General features: G+C 51.5%; 20 protein-coding genes. 6 read left to right on the forward strand and 14 right to left on the reverse strand.

Going from position 1 to position 18,248, the window contains the following annotated elements; translation table 11 throughout:
• Positions 1-102 precede the first annotated feature (102 nt).
• Positions 103-1,332, forward strand: coding sequence for a nucleoside recognition domain-containing protein (locus GYMC10_RS21020; RefSeq protein WP_015736377.1), 1,230 nt, complete (start codon positions 103-105; stop codon positions 1,330-1,332).
• Here GYMC10_RS21020 and coaD read toward each other — a convergent pair.
• Entirely contained in the window at positions 1,310-1,825 is a 516-nt protein-coding gene (gene coaD / locus GYMC10_RS21025; RefSeq protein WP_009595333.1) for a pantetheine-phosphate adenylyltransferase, read from the reverse strand. The two genes, GYMC10_RS21020 and coaD, sit on opposite strands and share 23 nt — an antisense overlap.
• Positions 1,815-2,420 (reverse strand): 16S rRNA (guanine(966)-N(2))-methyltransferase RsmD, encoded by a 606-nt coding sequence (rsmD, locus tag GYMC10_RS21030; RefSeq protein ID WP_015736378.1) that lies wholly within the window; start codon positions 2,418-2,420, stop codon positions 1,815-1,817. The genes coaD and rsmD overlap by 11 nt, the downstream gene beginning before the upstream one ends.
• 477 nt (positions 2,421-2,897) lie before the next feature.
• On the opposite strand from rsmD, the gene GYMC10_RS21035 reads away from it, so the two are divergent.
• Both GYMC10_RS21035 and GYMC10_RS21045 read left to right on the forward strand, forming a co-directional pair.
• Positions 2,898-3,107: a DUF5316 family protein gene (locus tag GYMC10_RS21035; RefSeq protein ID WP_015736379.1), complete on the forward strand. Its 210-nt coding sequence runs from the start codon at positions 2,898-2,900 to the stop codon at positions 3,105-3,107.
• A 399-nt stretch (positions 3,108-3,506) separates the two neighbouring features.
• Entirely contained in the window at positions 3,507-5,480 is a 1,974-nt protein-coding gene (locus tag GYMC10_RS21045) for a stalk domain-containing protein (RefSeq protein ID WP_015736380.1), read from the forward strand.
• A 155-nt stretch (positions 5,481-5,635) separates the two neighbouring features.
• Here GYMC10_RS21045 and GYMC10_RS31980 read toward each other — a convergent pair whose 3' ends face one another.
• Positions 5,636-5,746 (reverse strand): hypothetical protein, encoded by a 111-nt coding sequence (locus tag GYMC10_RS31980; RefSeq protein ID WP_015736381.1) that lies wholly within the window; start codon positions 5,744-5,746, stop codon positions 5,636-5,638.
• 195 nt (positions 5,747-5,941) lie between these two features.
• On the reverse strand, positions 5,942-6,208 hold the full coding sequence (locus GYMC10_RS21050; protein WP_015736382.1) for a helix-turn-helix domain-containing protein: 267 nt from the start codon (positions 6,206-6,208) through the stop codon (positions 5,942-5,944).
• A 177-nt stretch (positions 6,209-6,385) separates the two neighbouring features.
• Between GYMC10_RS21050 and GYMC10_RS21055 the strand changes: the two genes are divergently transcribed.
• Positions 6,386-7,057: a tetratricopeptide repeat protein gene (locus GYMC10_RS21055; RefSeq protein WP_015736383.1), complete on the forward strand. Its 672-nt coding sequence runs from the start codon at positions 6,386-6,388 to the stop codon at positions 7,055-7,057.
• A gap of 87 nt (positions 7,058-7,144) precedes the next feature.
• On the opposite strand, the gene GYMC10_RS21060 is transcribed toward GYMC10_RS21055, so the two are convergent.
• The 4 genes from GYMC10_RS21060 to rpiA all read right to left on the reverse strand — a co-directional run bounded on the left by GYMC10_RS21060 (position 7,145) and on the right by rpiA (position 9,581).
• Positions 7,145-7,780 (reverse strand): GDSL-type esterase/lipase family protein, encoded by a 636-nt coding sequence (locus tag GYMC10_RS21060; RefSeq protein ID WP_015736384.1) that lies wholly within the window; start codon positions 7,778-7,780, stop codon positions 7,145-7,147.
• A gap of 124 nt (positions 7,781-7,904) precedes the next feature.
• Positions 7,905-8,336, reverse strand: coding sequence for a GNAT family N-acetyltransferase (locus GYMC10_RS21065; RefSeq protein ID WP_015736385.1), 432 nt, complete (start codon positions 8,334-8,336; stop codon positions 7,905-7,907).
• Positions 8,337-8,365: 29 nt separating this feature from the next.
• Positions 8,366-8,815, reverse strand: a complete 450-nt coding sequence (locus GYMC10_RS21070) for a MarR family winged helix-turn-helix transcriptional regulator (RefSeq protein WP_015736386.1) — start codon at positions 8,813-8,815, stop codon at positions 8,366-8,368.
• Between the two features lie 49 nt (positions 8,816-8,864).
• Complete coding sequence (gene rpiA / locus GYMC10_RS21075) at positions 8,865-9,581, reverse strand: ribose-5-phosphate isomerase RpiA (protein ID WP_015736387.1); 717 nt, start codon at positions 9,579-9,581, stop codon at positions 8,865-8,867.
• An 87-nt stretch (positions 9,582-9,668) separates the two neighbouring features.
• Here rpiA and GYMC10_RS21080 point away from each other — a divergent pair, with 87 nt between their 5' ends.
• A complete protein-coding gene (locus GYMC10_RS21080) occupies positions 9,669-9,866 on the forward strand; it encodes a hypothetical protein (protein WP_015736388.1) in 198 nt (65 codons plus the stop codon).
• 449 nt (positions 9,867-10,315) lie between these two features.
• On the opposite strand, the gene GYMC10_RS21085 is transcribed toward GYMC10_RS21080, so the two are convergent.
• From GYMC10_RS21085 to GYMC10_RS21095, 3 genes are all read right to left on the reverse strand, one after another.
• Positions 10,316-10,891 (reverse strand): macro domain-containing protein, encoded by a 576-nt coding sequence (locus GYMC10_RS21085; protein ID WP_015736389.1) that lies wholly within the window; start codon positions 10,889-10,891, stop codon positions 10,316-10,318.
• Positions 10,892-10,961: 70 nt separating this feature from the next.
• Positions 10,962-11,393 carry a hypothetical protein gene (locus GYMC10_RS21090; protein WP_015736390.1) on the reverse strand — a complete coding sequence of 144 codons (432 nt, stop codon included), beginning with the start codon at positions 11,391-11,393 and terminating at the stop codon, positions 10,962-10,964.
• A gap of 56 nt (positions 11,394-11,449) precedes the next feature.
• The gene (locus tag GYMC10_RS21095; RefSeq protein WP_015736391.1) at positions 11,450-12,073 is read right to left on the reverse strand and encodes a TraX family protein; all 624 of its coding nucleotides are present in this window, start codon (positions 12,071-12,073) and stop codon (positions 11,450-11,452) included.
• A gap of 230 nt (positions 12,074-12,303) precedes the next feature.
• On the opposite strand from GYMC10_RS21095, the gene GYMC10_RS32610 reads away from it, so the two are divergent.
• On the forward strand, positions 12,304-12,477 hold the full coding sequence (locus tag GYMC10_RS32610; RefSeq protein WP_015736392.1) for a hypothetical protein: 174 nt from the start codon (positions 12,304-12,306) through the stop codon (positions 12,475-12,477).
• A 71-nt stretch (positions 12,478-12,548) separates the two neighbouring features.
• On the opposite strand, the gene GYMC10_RS21100 is transcribed toward GYMC10_RS32610, so the two are convergent.
• The 3 genes from GYMC10_RS21100 to GYMC10_RS21110 form a co-directional block, all read right to left on the reverse strand.
• Positions 12,549-15,770 (reverse strand): hypothetical protein, encoded by a 3,222-nt coding sequence (locus tag GYMC10_RS21100; protein ID WP_015736393.1) that lies wholly within the window; start codon positions 15,768-15,770, stop codon positions 12,549-12,551.
• Between the two features lie 109 nt (positions 15,771-15,879).
• Complete coding sequence (locus tag GYMC10_RS21105) at positions 15,880-16,890, reverse strand: LacI family DNA-binding transcriptional regulator (RefSeq protein ID WP_015736394.1); 1,011 nt, start codon at positions 16,888-16,890, stop codon at positions 15,880-15,882.
• Between the two features lie 146 nt (positions 16,891-17,036).
• Entirely contained in the window at positions 17,037-18,245 is a 1,209-nt protein-coding gene (locus GYMC10_RS21110) for an SLC45 family MFS transporter (RefSeq protein ID WP_015736395.1), read from the reverse strand.
• Positions 18,246-18,248: the final 3 nt, after the last annotated feature.

Here is an 18,248-nt window from a genome sequence, read left to right on the forward strand (position 1 = left end):
CCCTCCGCCTCATATATCCAGCCTTCCACCAAGTTTGGTCTGACGGTTGTCTCCTCTGCATAAAGTTGTACTAGCCATGTTTACGCCGAAAGGAGATTCCTTATGAATAAAGACAACGCCGTCAAGTCATCCAACGGACTGTGGAACACCATTCTTCTCGGTGCCGCCGCGTTCCTGCTTGTACTGGCCGTCGTCAGCGCGCCCGAACCCGCCTTCCAAGCCACCCTGCAAGCACTCAAGCTGTGGTGGAATATCGTATTTCCATCATTGCTGCCTTTTCTCGTGCTGGTGGAAATACTCATCGCTTATGGCTGGGCCCACGGGGTTGGCGTACTGCTGGACCCTATGATGAAAAAAATATTCAAACTCCCCGGTACTGGCGGCTGGGTTCTTATAACAGGAATGACAGCCGGGTTCCCGGCAGGCGCTCAGGCCGCGGCCGGCATGCACAAACAAGGCGAGCTCCGTGCCGTTGACGCCGGCAGGCTTGCCGCTTTGGCCCATTTTTGCAATCCGATGACCATCCTCGTTGTCATCGGAACCGGCCTGCTGCATAAACCGGAAGCCGGTTATCTGCTGCTGATCGTCCACTGGATATCCGGCCTGCTGGCCGCATGGACATTCAGTCTATTCAGCAAATCTCCCTCTGCAGAAGCCGGGAAGCAGGGCGCACCCGTCGATAATGCCCGGATGAACGAATGGGCGAAGCGTCCGATTCTTCGACGGGCAGCCTCCGCCGCGCTGGACGCCCATCGACGGGATGGGCGAAGCTTCGGCAAACTACTTGGCGAATCCGTTACCCGTTCGGTACAGACCTTAATGATGACAGGCGGTTTTATCTTGTTCTTCGCCGTTCTTACTAGAGTATTGACCGGCCAGCTGCTGCCCCAGCTTCCATCCTATCTTGTGCCCGGGATATTGGAAGCCCATCTGGCCGCCCAATCGATCAGCTCCTCGGTGTTTCAAGCAGGGGCTCTGCAGCTGGCAGTCCTGTCGGCCGCACTGGCATGGAGCGGAATCAGCGCCCATCTGCAAAGCCTGTCGCTGATGCGGGAAGCCGGTCTCTCCTGGCGTTACTTTATGGCAAAGCGATTCCTGCATTCGATCCTCGCCTTTGTCATTACATTGGCCATATGGAAACCGGTCAGCACCCTTTCCGTGGGCATCGTGCCAGCATTCCGAACGGAACCGATCAATCATGGCGATACGGAACAGTTCTTCAATTTTTGGAGCGGACTGCCTTCTTTCCTGCAGGTTCAAGGCATGATCTGCTTGTTATTAATAGCGGCTTTCTGGCTATGCTCCCGTCTTATCGGGCGTGATCCCCGCTGAATTTGCGGCGCAACGCCGCATCGACCTCGGGGCTGACCAAATCTGTCGTGTCGCCGTTAAAATGCGCGATTTCCTTTACAAGACTGGAACTCAAGAACGAATATTTCGGATGCGTCATCATAAAGATGGTCTCCGCATCCGGATTCAGCTTATGGTTGGTGGATGCCAGCTGAAGTTCATATTCAAAGTCGGTCACGGTCCGGATCCCGCGTACGATGACCTGCGCATTCTTCTGACGGATATAGTTCGCCAAAAGGTCGCGGAAGCTGTCGATTTCCACATTCGGCAGATGAGCGGTCGCCTGTCTCAGAAGGTCCTTACGCTCGTCCACCGTGAAGAGCGGGTTCTTGCTTAAATTATTGAGTACGGCCACGATCAGCAGATCAAACTGCTTCGAAGCACGTGTGATGATGTCCATGTGTCCCATGGTGACCGGATCAAAACTTCCCGGGTATACGGCAACGCGGTATGTACTAGTATTCTCATTTGTCATCGTGTAATTCCTCCTCATCAAGCTCCGTCGCTTGATCTTGCGCTGTGTCATAACGATATATCGATACGGCGGTTTCTCCGTATTTCGCGGTTCGGATACAATGAAAATCGCCAAATTCCTCAGCATAATTGTAACTTGATTCGTATTCCAATACCACCAGGGCTGAATCCTGCAGCAACCCTCGCTCGGCCATATCCAGCATCAGTTCATCGCCGTTCTTGAACCTGTACGGCGGGTCCAAGAAGACCAGATCGAAGCCATAGCCTCGCTTTTCAAGCGCTTTAAGCGCCCGTGCCGCATCGTTGCGATATACCTCTGCGCTTTCCTCAAGCCGGGCCGCTTTCAAATTATCCTTGATCGTGCTGATGCTTTTCGGTTCCACATCAACAAAAACAGCACGATCCATCCCCCGGCTTAACGCCTCAATGCCAAGGCCTCCCGTGCCTGCGAACAGGTCAAGCGCGATTCCTCCCTCAAAGTAAGGGCCGATCATACTGAATATGGATTCTTTCACTTTATCCGTCGTCGGACGGGTGCTTGTACCCGGCACGCTTTTGAGCGGCCGGCCTTTTGCACTTCCGGATACTACTCTCACTGCTTCATTTCACCCGTTTCATTATCTATAAATTAGATGCCCAGACAACGCCATGGACAGTGATTATCGTAACACAATCATCCCATATATGAAAAATGAAACGTAACAGCTCCCAACTTTTTTTCAGAGCAAGGTATATTTCTGCACCAGCCGGGCATCCTTGAAATATCGACATCAATGAATGTCGTAGACAACCGCGGAGAAGACTTACGTTTCCCCATAAGCTCTTCGTCCGGTTTCTCCTCTCCCATGAGGGAGTCACTTCGGTGGCTCCCGAACAAAAGCCCTGTAATGTCAACATGTTGTTACGGGGCTTTTGTTCTTTTTTTTATGTTCAGCCGCTCTAGATTGAGCGGCTTTATATGTTTTTCAGACCCTCGGTCTGTTGGTCCAGCAATCCATAGGTGTAATGAAGCATAACCAATCCCTCTCTGCGAACGTTCATATTATATAAGAGCATGATGGGAGGAGTTCAAGATGGACCTGCTGGTGTACGCAGGAATGGCTTGTCTCTTGGTGACAGGAATCCTATCGGGAGCGTTTACAACGGGGTACCAGCAGAGAGGTAACTTCTATGCCGATTCCAAGGACGACCGCGCATCCAGAAAAAAGGCGGCCAATTGGTTTTTTCTCGCGGGAATTGTATTTCTTGCAGCAGCCGGTATTGTATATCTTCTGTTCCGTTAACAAGAAACTTCCAATGATGAAGAGGAGGGATTCGATTATGAATGGTTTCATTAGCAATGAAACTAAGGAAATAGAACTCGCGAGAATGAAGTATGCTCTGTTCATAATAATTTCAATCGTTACGTTCAGAAAGTTCCCAAAAATCGAAATCGTAAAAAATGATGCATGCGCGGTTTTATTGCTCTTGAAAGGAACCGGCTTATCTTATATGTCGGGCCGGGACAAATTCATCGAATAATGGCAAGCTTCATCTGCAAAACGCCCCCATCCGGGAGCGTTTTTTTGTTCCTTTTTAATCAACGCTCCCCTAAATCTTGCAGGAATAACGCCTATTTTGTCGAAAACAATGAGGTTGTTTGAAAAATATTCCTATTTGTTCAGTGAAGAGAGGTCATGTAAGTGAAAAGAACGTTGTATGTTCTCGTGTTATTCAGCATGCTGGCAGGGCTTGGTTTTGCGGGGACGACGCAAGACATCGCTTCTGCCGACGGGGCCGAGCTCCGGATCCAAGACATTGCGGGAAGGAACACCTATCTGATGAGCGACGGCTCCATGTGGTCCCTGATTGACGGGCGCCACGCCATTCGAACACCAGGTAACGTCGCAGCCATCAGCGGATATGAATACGGCGGCATCGGCATGACGCAGGAGGGCCGCTTAGTGGAGTGGGACATCGGCAAGGGGCCCCAGGTCGTTCCGGGAACAAGCGGCGTGAAGCAGATAGCCGGTTCCTACTGGCTGAAGTCGGACGGTACCGTATGGGCCGGCGATGAAAAAGCGAAGAACCTCAGCGGCATATCGCTGATCGCCAATGCGGATCAGGAATTCGCTGCATTATCCTCCAATGGAGAGCTGCTGCTCCAGGATAACTACAAAAAGGGGCAGTTCAAAAAGCTCGGGATCGTGGAAAACCCGGCAGCCGTCAAATCCATGACGGTACACAGCGGACGCGTTGCCCTGCTGCATGACAACGGCGACGTGGTCGTGTACGAGACGTCCAACTTCGACGATAACGGGCAGATCATACCGGTTACCGTGGCCCAGAACGCAGCTCATATCGTCTATGCATCGAGTGAGCCGACGGATCTTCTCATGGTGACGCTCCAGGACGGAACCGTATGGACTACCGGCGAGTATAAAGACCGCTGGAAACTCAAAGAGCAGATTACCGGACTTAGCGGGATCGTAAAAACATCCATCTATGGGGATGCAAAGGATTTGTCGGAAGGCTTTTATGCGCAGCGGAGTGATGGGAGCTGGGTACATCATAAGGAGGGACAGAACAAGAACATCGATGTACCGGTAGTCAAGAGCTTGTCCGTTGCCATATCCGATGCGACGCCTTATGTAGGAGAATCGCTGGAAGTGAGCATCCAGGAAACCTATACGAACGGGGCGAAAATCAAGGTACCGGTTAAAGACGCCGGCATCGATATCGAGAAGCCGTATTTGTTGAGTATGCAGAAGAATGGGATGCTGAAATCTGCCGGCGTGGGCAAAACGCAGATTACGGTAACCTCCGGCGGCCAGTCCAAATCGGTGACGGTATCGGCCAGCCTGCGCAACAATTTGAAATACGCAAAACAGGTCAACGGCAATGTCATGGTACCGGCTAAATCCGTCATCCAGGCACTGGGCGGCACCTACTCGGCTAAAAACGGAAGCGTGGAGGCGAAGTTCGGCCAGACCCTGCTTTCGTTTAAAGCAGGCAGCAACCAGGCCAAGCTGAATGAAAGCACCATCCGACTCAAAGCCGCACCCGTGAACGACAAGGGCGAGCTGCTCATTCCGGCCTCCGTGTTATCCGATGCTCTGGGAGCTAAAACCAGCTGGGATGCCAAGTGGAAGCAAGCTCAAATCTCCCTCGGCGCGGATGCGGCCATGACCGTCGTCTCCAGCGAAACGGCTGGATTGATCAAAAAAGCGATGCAGGGCAATTTGGTTAAGTATATCGGCCGAACGTATTGGGTGAACGAATTCGAAGATTTGGAACGCTTCTCGAAATTGACCGTTACCGACATTTTGCCTGACGACAAGGGCGAATTCAACGTAATCTTCAAATCGGCATCGGGGAAAACGGTAAAAAGTTATCCTATGCGGTCTTCGGAAGTGACGCAGCTGTTTGCGGACCGTTCCTCGTTATTAACTTACGATCCCTATAAAAAACACAAATGGTCCGCCTCCGTCTGGAAGCAGATCAAAGCCGGGCAGGTTTCCCTCGGCATGACGAAAGAGCAGGTACAGCTTTCATGGGGGAACCCGGCTGCCAAAGACATTACCTCCGGCGGCGGAAAAACCATTGAAACTTGGGGGTACTCCAATTTCAATATCGTATCTTTCGTAAACGGGAAAGCCATATTGATTATGATGTAGCATGAAGGGGACACAAGTTAATAAAGCTCGTTATTCATAAAAAAGACCGTCCTAAGAAGCAGCAATGCCTCTTTGGGACGGTCTTTCCTTGTGACTGCTCATGGTGCCTGGTATTCCCTTATTGATTCATTGGTTTTGTTCGCTCAAAAGATGGATTAGATAAATGCGCGAGTAATGATCACCAACAAGATGAACAATACCAAAATAGCACCTACAGAAGAGCCATATCCATAGCCGCCGCCGTAGCCTTCTCCTACTCCGCTCACAACAATCCCTCCTTTTTTGAACATACCACATGTTATGTCGTTTCCGCTAAAATGAACTGGGCTGCCGCCTGTTCGCGATAAGAATAGTGAACCCGCCCAAATGCGCGCATCTGCGGGTCTCTATACGCCGATTTTCCATGATTCCCATATGAAAGAGGCGTGGTGGAACCGTCGTTCAACCACGCCTCACTATAATTACTGTATTTTCTGCAGTTGCGGAACCTGTACTTTCTCATTCCGTTCGTTGTCATGGTCTGGATGCACGATTCGTCTGCGGCGATCGACCAAGCCTTCTTCTCCCAGCTCCCGATATTTGCGCATCCACACTTTCAGCCGTCCGATGTCTGATATTTGTAAGGCGGATGCCACTTCTTTCTTCGTCATGCCTTCCAGCCGCATGGCGACTGCCTTTTTCTTTGTTTCGAAACTGTAATGATGGAATGTCTGTCCCTTTTTCGCCATGATTATCACCTCTTTACTACCTATATCGGTTATCACCTGGCTACTTTCAATACCTGCGACCTATTCCGACATGCGCATCCTATTAAGGTCTATAGAACCGACCGCATTTCCCCCTAAATAAATCCATGATATGGTATAATTTGGGCTACGACATTACAAGGAAATAGAGGGATTTGTTTGTTTAAACTCATTATTTTCGGATTTTTGTTTTACATTTTCGGCAATCCGATAACGGCGATTCTCGTGCTGCTTCTTATCGTGTACGTGCTGGATCGCCGTTTTGTCGGGGTATTTCCCAGTGTGACGAAGCCGTTCAAGCGCGCAAGGGCTATCTCCAAGCTGCGCAGACAGATTGCGGTCAGCCCCAGCGACGTATCATCCCGGCACGAGCTTGCCCGATTGCTGCTGGAGCGCCGCAAGTATGAAGAGGCCCTAAAGCTGCTTGAAACCATGGAATCCAGTTTAGAGGATTCCGCCGAATTCTGGGACGATATCGGAAGCGCGCGTCTGCATACCGGCAGCATCGCTCAGGGAGAGGCGGATATCGTCCGGGCCCTTCAGATAAATCCGAGGGTCAAATATGGCCGGCCTTATCTTAGGCTTGCCGAGGCGTTTCGGGATTCGGATCGTGAGAAGGCGCTTCACTATTTAGAGCAATTCCATGCCATCCATTCTTCCTCCAGCGAAGCCTTTTATTTGCTGGGGTATATGTATCAATCGCTGGGAAGAGCCCAGGATGCCAAGAAATCCTATCAGGAATCGATGGACGTGTACCGCTCGCTGCCCAAATACAAAAAACGGCAGGAACGCAAATGGGCGGTTCGAAGTTGGTTCAGGAACTTATTCTAAGCGTTAATATTGGCTTAAACCAAAAGGACGTCCGTTAAAGGTCATGGGACCCGGGGACGTCCTTTTTTTGATGAGAATTTCCGTTTCCTATGCAAGTGGCTTGTACCCAAGCCGGTTTAACTGTTCCGCGATCACCCGGTACCCTCGGCCATTCGGGTGTAAACCGTCCACCGACATCAGTTCCTTCTCTCGGCCAGAAAATTGTGCGTAAATATCCGCAACGCGAAAATAGCCGTCGCTCAGCCCCATCAAATGCCGATTGAACCGAATCACGTATTCCGTTGCCTCCGTCCAGGCCGGATATGGATTATACAGACCGATAGCGCGAATAAAATAAGGCTTGCTGGCCGGTGACTTTATTTTGCGGATATGTTTGACGATATTAGCCACATGGTGCTGGCATCGATACAAGGCGGTGTCCAGCACCTCCCGATTCGGTCGGCCTCCCGTGGACTTCACCGCACGAATCAGGTCATTGCCGCCGATCGACATCGTGATAATCTGGGCCTGCTGCAAATGATAGCGATACGTTGGAAACTGAACGACCCGATCGTATAATTCATCCGAGGTTAATCCATTCACCCCGAGATTCTCATGGGCCACGAATTGGCGAAGTTTCTCCTCCGCCATCCGACGGTATAACGGAACAAAACCGCTGCCAGGCATCGCCCCAAACCCAAAGGTCAAGGAATCGCCGACAGCGGTATAATGGTACACCAACATGTTCACCCCCTGCCCCGCTCGTTACGACATTATATGAGGAATGCCTCCTGTGCGAAACGGGTATATGAACTTGAATGGCAATTTTAATTCCTATCGGAGACGCAACATGCATCCATAGGAATGACTATTCTTCGGATTCCTCCACCTCATAAATGCAGCGGAATCTTTCGACGCCCGGGTACTTCTCTCCCAGGCTGTAAACCTCGAAACCGATACTGCGGTAGAAGTTCACGGCCTCTTCGTCCGTTTCCGCAATGACTCGTTCCGGTTTAGGCTGCATCTCGAGGAGCAGCTCCAAAATCAACCCGCGTCCGTATCCCTTCCCCCGATTCTCCGGCAGGACCGCTAAATGCCGGATGATAAGCTCGTCCTCCATCACATCAAAACCGATGACTCCCAGAAGAAGTCCGTCCTCTTCGTAGCCGAACAACCGGCTGTCGCCGCCCTGATAAAATGCGGCTGCCTCGTCCACCGCCTCCGGATCCGGGAAAACCGAGTAACTGAGCAGTTCCTTGATTTCGGGCTGCGACGCTTGCATCGTTATATCTTTAAGCATACCTATCTCCAATCTAAACTCATGTAGGACTACAGCATCTTCTCTGCGCTGATCCCCAGCTTGCGCAGCAGCATGGCCGCCTGCGCTCTTTCCTCTTCCGACAATCCGCTAAGCACCTTCACCATCAATTCCTGATGCTGAGGGAAGATGGCCTCGAAGAATTCCTTCCCCTCTGCGGTCAGCTCGGCATAGATCACGCGGCGGTCCTCAGCGGAAGCCCGGCGAACAAGCAGGTTTTTCTTCTGAAGCTTATCGACCACGTATGTAATGTTACCGCTGGAGATCAGCACCTTCTCCCCTATTTTTTGCAGCGGCTGCGGACCTTTGTGGTACAGCACATCCAACACCCCAAATTCGGTGGAATTCAAACCGTGGCTGTTGATGCTTCGATGCGAATGCGTCATCACTGCGTTATAAGCTCTGGCCAGGACTACCAGCAAATGCAGCGGGTAATCCTCGTGTTCTTGAAAATCCGACATACTTCACCCTCCGAAAGATATCATGTATTTAAGGTTAATGAACGCCGGATCAACTGTCAAATGTATTCTTGGCCTGCATGCTCGCGGAATGCAATATCCGTACCGAACCGTCCCGGCAGCCGATAATCGCTTGGTCGGCCATGCCGATGAACAGACCATGTTCAACCACGCCGGGTACAGTGCCTAAACGGGAGCTCAATTCCTCCGGCCCCGAGATTTCCTGGAACCGGCAATCAGCAACATAATTCCCGTTATCCGTTACATACAACCCTTCATCCGGCTGACGGCGCAATTGGACCGAACAACCAAGCTGTGCCAGGGACCGAATCGTCCACTCATAGGCAAAAGGGACAATCTCAACCGGCAGCGGAAAAGCGCCCAGTTGAGCTACCGCTTTTGCCTCATCCGCCACAATCACGAGCCGTTCGCTGTGATAAGCCGTGATCTTCTCGCGAAGAAGGGCTCCGCCTCCTCCCTTGATTAACCGCAGCTGATCATCCAGCTCGTCAGCCCCGTCGATCGTCAAATCCAGGCGATCGATCTGGTGTACGGGCGTCAGGGGTATTCCTTGTTCCATCGCCAGCTTCTCCGAAGCGTCAGAGGTAGCCACGGCTTGGATCGAGAGTCCGGACCTGACCATCTCCCCGATTTTGAGAATGGCGTAATAGGCGGTGGAGCCTGTGCCTAGACCGATCTTCATCCCGTCCTGAACATACTTGGCGGCATGCTCAGCCGCTATTTTCTTCATATTCATTTCACTCGTCATAGGACCCGCTCCTTCGTCTTAAGCTGAATCAAATGTTATAATATGGGGTACAGTGATCATTTTCATGCCAAAGGAAAGGATTATGCCATGCGAACAGAGAACCAGATCAAATCCAAAATCAATGAACTTTCGATGCAAAAGAAAAAACTGCAAACCCGACTGGCAGCTCTCGAAGAGAACAGCCCTGAGCGTGCTTCCCTTCTCAATCAGGATGCCCGTCTTGACGACATGATTACCATGCTGGAATGGGTGCTGTTTGAACCAAGCGGTTCCTATCATATGTAATAAACGGCGAATAAACGGCAGGGGCGCACATTTGCGCCCCTGCTTTTTATTAAGATTATAGAATACACCATATTACAGCAGAGCTGAACACTTCTATTATCACAAGGTTTTTTCTTAAGATCTCAGAAGTATGAACTTCGAAGCATGGGCCTTCCTGATATCGCAAGAAAAACGTCCTATACATGCGGTCTGTCTTCTGAGGATGTACCTCGATAGAGGTTTTTCTTAAGATCTCAGAAAGTATAAACATCGAAGCATGGACCTTCCTGATATCGCAAGAAAAACGTCCTATACATGCGGTCTGTCTTCTAAGAATGTACGTCGATAGAGGTTTTTCTTAAGATCTCAGAAAGTATAAACATCGAAGCATGGACCTTCCTGATATCGCAAGAAAAACGTCCTAAAAATGCGGTCTGTCTTCTAAGAATGTACGTCGATAGAGGTTTTTCTTATACTTGCGCCTCCTTCTCCTGCGTGAACCGCTCCAGCCAACGAACATAGAGTTCTTCATTCTCGGGAGAAAAGCAAACGAAATCAACCCGCTCCAGCCGGTTATCCGGCAGATCTTCCTCAAGCAGCTTCGTCACCGCCTTTAACGCCACGTCACATGCCGGAGCTTTAGGATACTCATAGATACCCGTGCTTATATTAGGAAAGGCGATGCTTTTGGCACCGACCTCGATTGCAAGCAGGAGACTGTTGCGGTAGCATTCCGCCAGCGTATGCTCCTCGCGCCTTCCGCCGCCCTCCCAGATCGGGCCGACGGTATGAATGATATGCTGGGCAGGCAGTCGGCCTGCTCCTGTAATCACGGCGTTGCCTGGCGGGCAGCCGCCTTGCTGCTTGCGAATTTCCATGCACTGCTCCATGATCTCCGGCCCTCCGGCGCTATGAATCGCGCCATCCACGCCTTTTCCGCCCAGCAGTCCCGAATTTGCAGCATTGACGATAATGTCGCCCGTCCATGTCGTAATATCGCCTATAAAGACGGAGACCGATGTCCTTCCGATTTTAAATGTTTTCATTTCGGAAAATCTCCTTTCGGTCTTTTATTTCTCTATTACCCCGCAACAGGGTGGATTGACCCGGTTCGGCCTATTCTGTCCTCGCCTTTTTTTTCGCGGCTGCAGACAGACGGTCGGTTAAGCTCTTCTCCTCCGGCCCCTGCAGCGCTTCCTCCACGGTCCGATAAAACATCAGCGTGCCGGTGTCCCTGGCCTTGGTCAGATGATGAAGAAACACGTTGCCGGCTTGCTCCAGCTTCAAGTCTTCGGATTCATTTTTAACCCGGCAAAGATATACCTTCATCAAGCCTTGCGGATCGCGAAATTCCATGACGCCGATCGGACTCAGCGTCCTTTTGTCCTCCTCGGTGAATTGAGGCGTCATATAAACGGTATATTCCGAAGCAGGCGGAGGAATGTATGCTTCCCGCTTTTTATCCGCAATTAATTTGGAATTCATAAATGCGATGTAACCCGCTGCCGCGAACAATAGGATGCAGGCAGCGATTGCGATATTCTGCATGAATGTCTCTCCTTGTACATAATCAGTCCATGAGGCATTAACCTAAAAATCTTCTGTTATATAAACACCCGCAATACGGCAATAGCCAGTAAATGCAGCGGATAAAATGAACGCCATACCCAGCGGCTCACCCGGACGGACTCCAGTTTTCTCCATAGATGAGGGCCATAAGCTATCACGGCCGTCGGGATCACGCTCCACATCTGCAGCTCCCAATCATTAAGGAACCAGAACAGCAGGTTCAATAACATATGAAGCGGAACGAGCCAGCCGGCCTGAGCATATCGGAAAATCAAGATCAACAGCAAGCCGTAGGCTCCGTAATCAAACGGAAACTCACTCATCAACGCACAGGCTGCAACAACCACCATCCATGATAGCAGCCGGGAATCCGATCGTTCCAGCACATAAAGAACCAAGGCTCCGGCCAACAAGGTTACGACCACGTTCAGCCCTTCGGGATCCAGCGCAAGCTGGTACGGAATTTGGGAGACCGCTGCAATAACGGCCAGCCGTGCGATATACTTGGGTCTCGATGAAGTGTAGCGGTGTCCCTGCACGAGAGCGTAAACATAGATTGGAAATGCGATGCGGCCGATGATTCTCCACATCTCCTGATGCGGAAAAAACACAAGCCCGATATGATCAATCAGCATCGTCAGCATGGCGATCCACTGCATGATAACCCCCTCCTCGCACGGTAAGATGAACATTCGTTATGTATGTGGAATCGATATATCTATTATGGGTTGCAAACAGGGGACTTGCAAGCGGAGAAAAGATGAAGAATTGGGTATCCGGCATCCATGTCCGATATCCTATATAATAAGAACAAAGGCAGCTTGAGGACGAAGGAAACGCTGGTTTGAATCCTAGTATCAACATCTTCTCAGCTGGAGGTGACTGCCCGATGGAAAAGAAAAAAAACAACATGGCCTTAGGCATATGCATGGGGATCGGCGTGGGCGTGGCGATTGGAGTGGCAATGAATAATATTGCTATTGGCATAGCAATCGGTGTTGCCATCGGCATATCGTTCGGCTCCGCCATGACAAACAAGAACAAAAGGCCGCCCCAAGAATAAACGAAAACGCCAAAGAACAAGGAATAGACCACCCGGCTAGAATCGGGTGGTCTATTCGGGTTCCGTAAAACTTACCCCATGACTGCAAGAATGGACCGGATGTTTCCGTTACGGACTTCATGGGCCCACTTGCCCGTAAGTAGGGGGCCGTCAACCTCGAACGTGTCTCCTCCCGCCGTCGTCAAGGTGAACCGCTGAATCGCAACGCCGTCCTGTCCGAACGTATTTGCCGCGCGCTCGCTGCGATACGTTACCTTGACGGAACCGAGGAAGGTGAACGACACCTCCTGCCGCTCGTCAAACAGCCAAGCCGGAAGCACCGGGTTCAGATGAAGCTGAAGCTCGTTGTCCTCATAACGGAATACTTTTTTTCCGGCCATCATCATAATCCACATGCTTAAGAATTCGGCCGTCGATCCGCTCAGCCTTGCCACAAAACCGCGTCCATGCACATGGGGATCCGGATTGACGCTGCTGGCGATGAACGATGAATTTTCCAGGGTGCTGCGTCCATAAACGGCCGGGTCCAGAAATGGGATAAGCGATGTTTTGATTTCCGAGAAAAACTCGTCGTACAGTCCCGCTTTTAATAAGGAAAGCAAGTATTTATAGGTCATATGCAAAAATACGGATTCCCGCTCCAGCCAGCCGGCCGTGAATGCGCGGATGCGTCCGATTTCATCGCCTTCCCCTTCCAGGCTGACGGACGTCTTATACATCCCCAGCGCGGCATCATATAAATCGGAAGCCTTGATCCGATCATACATCGCTCTCGCCTGACCTTCATTGGCGAGCTTCATTCCCCGAGCCGGGGCTTCGAGAAAATGCGGAAGCGCATATGCTTTGAATTCCAACACTTTGGCGGCAGGCAAGCCATAGCGGGTGATGACCGGGCTGCCCTCCGCATCCCGGATTTCTTCGAACCGCTCCGCTTCAAAGCGGAAGTACGTTGGAACGATTCCGCCTCCCAGCTGCTCGGCACGCTGAATCCCTTCTTCAATCTTGTCCAGGAAAGCCGCGTATATCCTCTTTACGCGCTTCACCGGAATCTCGACCTCCAGGCCGCTGATGCCGTATCGGACGGATGCCCGATAAGACTCGCGCTGCCCAGCTACCCGATCCCAATATCGGAAGGAGTCCAAAACGCCGGTTTGATATTGCTGCACGGCATCATATACGCCCTCTAAATAAGAGGCGATTTCCTCCGGCACCATCACCGTATGATGACCGAACCGCTCGGCAGCCTCCACAATGAATGCCACCATACGCTTCAATTCCATCGTTTCGCTCATCCCGGAGCCGAACAGACCCGGCAATCCGTTCATCGCGTCATTCCAGCCCGGCTTGTTTGCCTCCATCTCAACCCCCATCCCGTAAGGATCGAGCGTTGCCATTTTATTGAGGGATAACGAGATCATTTTGACAAACAGATTCGTACGGTAAATGTCGCCTTGTCCGCCATTCCCCCGCAGCCATTCCGCCGCGTTCCGCTTTCTGCCGAGCTTATTCAGCTTCTCCTCGTCCTCCAGCAGCGCGCCGTACTGGCGAACCTTGCCCCGGCTGATCACAACCTTCTCGCTCCGCGGGAGCACATATACCGGGCTGTCAAAGAATGTATAGGCATTCTCGCCAAACAGCAGCTCTTCATATTTGTCGGGATAAATATCCAGGAAACCATCAACCAAATCCATGTTATAGGTCCAGTGGTCCGACCAGAAGCCTTCGCCGAACGAAGCCGCAAAATGCTGTTCGGATATCGTCAGCAATCCCGATAAGAACCGTTCCTCGTTGATCGCCAGCCGAATGCCTTGATCCGATATCGCGTTAATGATTTTGCCCGGGGTGAAATCCCCGGCGCATGCCTTCGCGAGCTTATCATAATCCTCCCGAGCCGCGGAGGCGTGCAGCAGCTCCTCCAATTTCCCCTCCATGCCTGGTGCTACTCGAAACCTCGTGCCTTCTACGCTAAGAGGATTATAACCGTCCGCTTGAATGAGGCTGAAGAACATCCGGATGTTGAACGTGCCCACCTTCGGATTGAAAAACACATCATTTCGGCGGTTCTGATTCATATCCCGGAAATTGCCGTTCCCTTGTGAATAATATTCCGGGGCCAGCGAGAAAAAGTTATAGTCCCGCTCCGGATCCCCGTGCTTGCGGGAATAGAGGTGGACAACCGCTCCTTCCTTCCCGTTATCGAATATGAAAGGATAACCGCCCCGCAGGAAATTGTCCAGATAGGACTGCCGGCTGTATTCATCAAATACAGGCAACCCCGTTTTGGTGGCCACATCATCGGTTAATTCCCGGGTCAATGCCGATGCCTCCTCCCGCTTATCGAGGATATAGGCAGGCGAACACAAATCTTTCGAGCGTTTGTTGATTTTGCCGATATCGTTCACATGACCAACCAGCGTATACACGGTTGCCGTCTCCCCAGGCTCAAGCCGCGCCGATAATCCGCTGAAGCCGCATGGCACTTTGTTCACAGGATACGGCGTGGCTTGCGCCAAGGATTCGATCGAACCCGCGGCAAATCGATCGGGGTGGATCAATGAAGTGTTTCCGCCGAATATCAGCTCAAAATCTACGATAGGTTTGATCAAGTTCCCGTGCTGATCAAACGACAGATAGAAATGGCCGTTCGTAACTTCGGTAACCTCCGCCTCATCATGCGTACTGGAGCGAACCTTATAGAACGGTATGCCCCGGTCCAGATTCTTCACTTCCATCCAGCTTCGCAGCAGATTGCCGACCTCCTTGTACCCGCTGTTCTCGACGCCGTAAGGCAGAATCTCCGGCATACCGTCCAGCAGTTCAAGCGATTCCGTCCGGGCTCCGATATTCGTCACGCTGACCTGGCGGACGAGCGCGGCAAAATCTTCACCGGGCAGCTGAAAATACGAGACCGATGTTCGAAGCCCTTTATCTGCATGCTCCTCCTCGATGACCAGCTCATTCTGACGAATCAGCATCGTTCTCCGTGCCTTCGTGTCCGGCTGAAAGGATTGGAACGGCTCATATACGGCCGGCGTCCCGGCCATCTTGATAAACGTGCGGAAGCCGGTGGCGGATACGTTCTTATACGAGATATTGGCCGGCGAGAATTCCATGATCGGCGAATTCTTGTCGCGTATGCCGAAACTGCTTATCCCTTGGCCCCGATTGACGTAAAAGGTCCACATCGGTATCCCCTTCAATCCGGCAATCCCCGGCAGGAAGCTGGAAAACGGCTTGGCGAGATCATACTGCTCGATAACAAAGGCATCCTTCTCAAAACGATAATTGGACATGTTCAAATCCTCCTTAAATGAGTGCATCATTCGCTGAAATCAAGAAGCCGCCCATTTCGAAACCGGTTTCGAAATAGGTTAAAAATGAACCCTGCTCTTTAGGTTCACCTTAGGTGACCGGGCGGCAGGACTCCCGGATCATTAATTCGACTGGCAGCATAACCGACTTCACGGCGGTATCCCGCTCTTCGATTGAAGAAAGAAGGATCTCCGCGGCCACCTTGCCAAGCTGCTCCGTATCCTGGCGGACCGTCGTTAATGCAGGGGTAATGTAGCGGGACATTTCAATATCGTCAAAGCCGATGACCGACACGTCTCCCGGCACGCTCAGGCCATGGTCCAGCACGGCTCGAATCGCTCCAAGCGCGAGCAAATCCCCAGCGGCGTAAACGGCTGTCGGCCGATCCGCGAGCGCAAGCAGCCTCTTCATGGCTTCGTATCCGCTCTCGGTGGAGTAAAAATCGCTGCCGGTTATGTACTCTTCCCTTAGGTTCAGATCCAGCTCACGCAGCGCTGTTTCATAGCCATGTTGGCGCTGCTCGCCTGCAAACGTATTCAATCCGCCCGAAATATGGGCAATGCTGCGATGTCCAAGCGAGTGCAAATACCGGATTGCCAGCATGCTGCCTCCGATATTGTCGGAGTAAACCGAATGCACATGCTCCGGTGACGAATCCAGAATGACGCACGGAATGCCGCTATCCAGCAGCTCCTGGAAATCGGGATCATCGTTGCTCGACAGGATGACCACAACACCGTCGACGCCCCTGATTTTGCAATGCTCCACATAACTGCTTCTTCGGCCGCCGACATCCTTGGAAATGAACATCAGATCATACCCTTTGGATACGGAGATTTTCTTAAAGCTTTCGATGACGGCTCCAAAATAGGGATGCCGAATTCCGGCTCCCGTGGCTTCAACAAAAAGAATGCCGATCGTCCAGGATCGCTTGGTCGTAAGTGACCTGGCATTGGCGTTTGGAAGATACCCCATTTCCTTCGCGGTTTCCAGGATTTTGACCCTCGTCTTTTCCCGGACGTCCGGATAATTGTTGAAGACTTTGGATACTGTCGTAGGCGAATAGCCTGTTTTCTTCGCAATATCGTAAATCGTTGTCAACCTTGGAATCAGCTCCTGCCCTTCGCCGACATAATCTAAGACCATCTCTCTGGTATTAAATTCTACCTGTGCCGGCAGGCACTCGTCAATGTTATTCCGCACATCCGGGCAGGAGCTAAAACTCCCGGTTATCCAAATGACAACGGCTAGGACAAGCTGGCGGAGGCGTTCTGCGCTTTAGCGGAATGATCCGTTTCCTGATGACGAATCATCAGCATGCAGATCAGCGCAAGCAGCATGCTGCCGGCGGCGCAATAAAACAGGATCGAATATCCCATACCGTCAATAAGCTTGCCCAGCAGAGGCGGCGACGATATCGCCGCCAGCGAAGATACCAAATAGTACATTCCTGTCCGCGTCCCGATGCTGTCCTCCGTTCCGGTCGATACGATGAAAGGGTAAGAATTGATATTGATACAAGCCCAAAACAATCCGCCAACGGTCAGCAGTACGCGAAGCAGCAGCAGCGATTCTACCCATGGGACGAGCGCAAAGACAATCAGCAGCCCGCTGACGCCGATCAGGATCAGACGTTTCTTCCCGAATTTACCGCCAAGCCATCCGCTGGGAATCGCAAACAGAACGAAGGCGAGCGAAAAAAACGTCAAGGAAAAGGACGCCTGCGATTCCGTCAGCCCCATCTCATTCTTCCCGTACAGCGTAAACAGCGTCTCAACCCCTTGGTACGCCACGAACCAGAAAAATATGGCCGCCAGCAGCAGTACCGTCGTTCGATTGATTTGGCTTTTAAAGGAAATTTTGGCTCTGGCGGCCGTCTGGGCTTGATAGCCCGGAGCGTCGCGTTTCTCTTGGATGAACGTCTTCAGAATGAACAAAGAGACAAGCGTTACGCCGGCAGCTGCAATGAAAGGCAGCGACGCATGGGCGCTGTACAGCACCGAGCCCACGCCAAATGCCAATATGGACCCCAAGCCGCCCATAAAGTTAATGATGCCGTTGGCTCTGGTGCGTCGCTTCTCTTCCGTTATATCCGGCATCAATGAAACGGTTGGCGAACGATACAGGCTCATGGCCAGGTTCATGAGGACCATGAACAACAACAACGTCGCCATTCCGTTATGAAACGGAATCATGGCCGTAAACAAAGCGCCTAGCGGCATTCCGATAAGCAGGTAAGGCATTCTTCTGCCGTACCGGGTATGGGTACGGTCGCTTCGGCTTCCAATCCATGGCTGCAAGAACAAGGCAAAGTAATTGTCGATCGTCATAAAAAAACCGATCCATGCGACACTGGATATGTAATCCTCCAGAAAGTAGGGCACAAACGCATTGTACAGCGCCCAGGTAATGCTAATGCTGAAAAAGCCGAATCCCAGCAGCCATGTTTTCCTCACAAA

The organism is Paenibacillus sp. Y412MC10 (assembly GCF_000024685.1).
GTDB classification, from domain to species: domain Bacteria; phylum Bacillota; class Bacilli; order Paenibacillales; family Paenibacillaceae; genus Paenibacillus_AQ; species Paenibacillus_AQ lautus_A.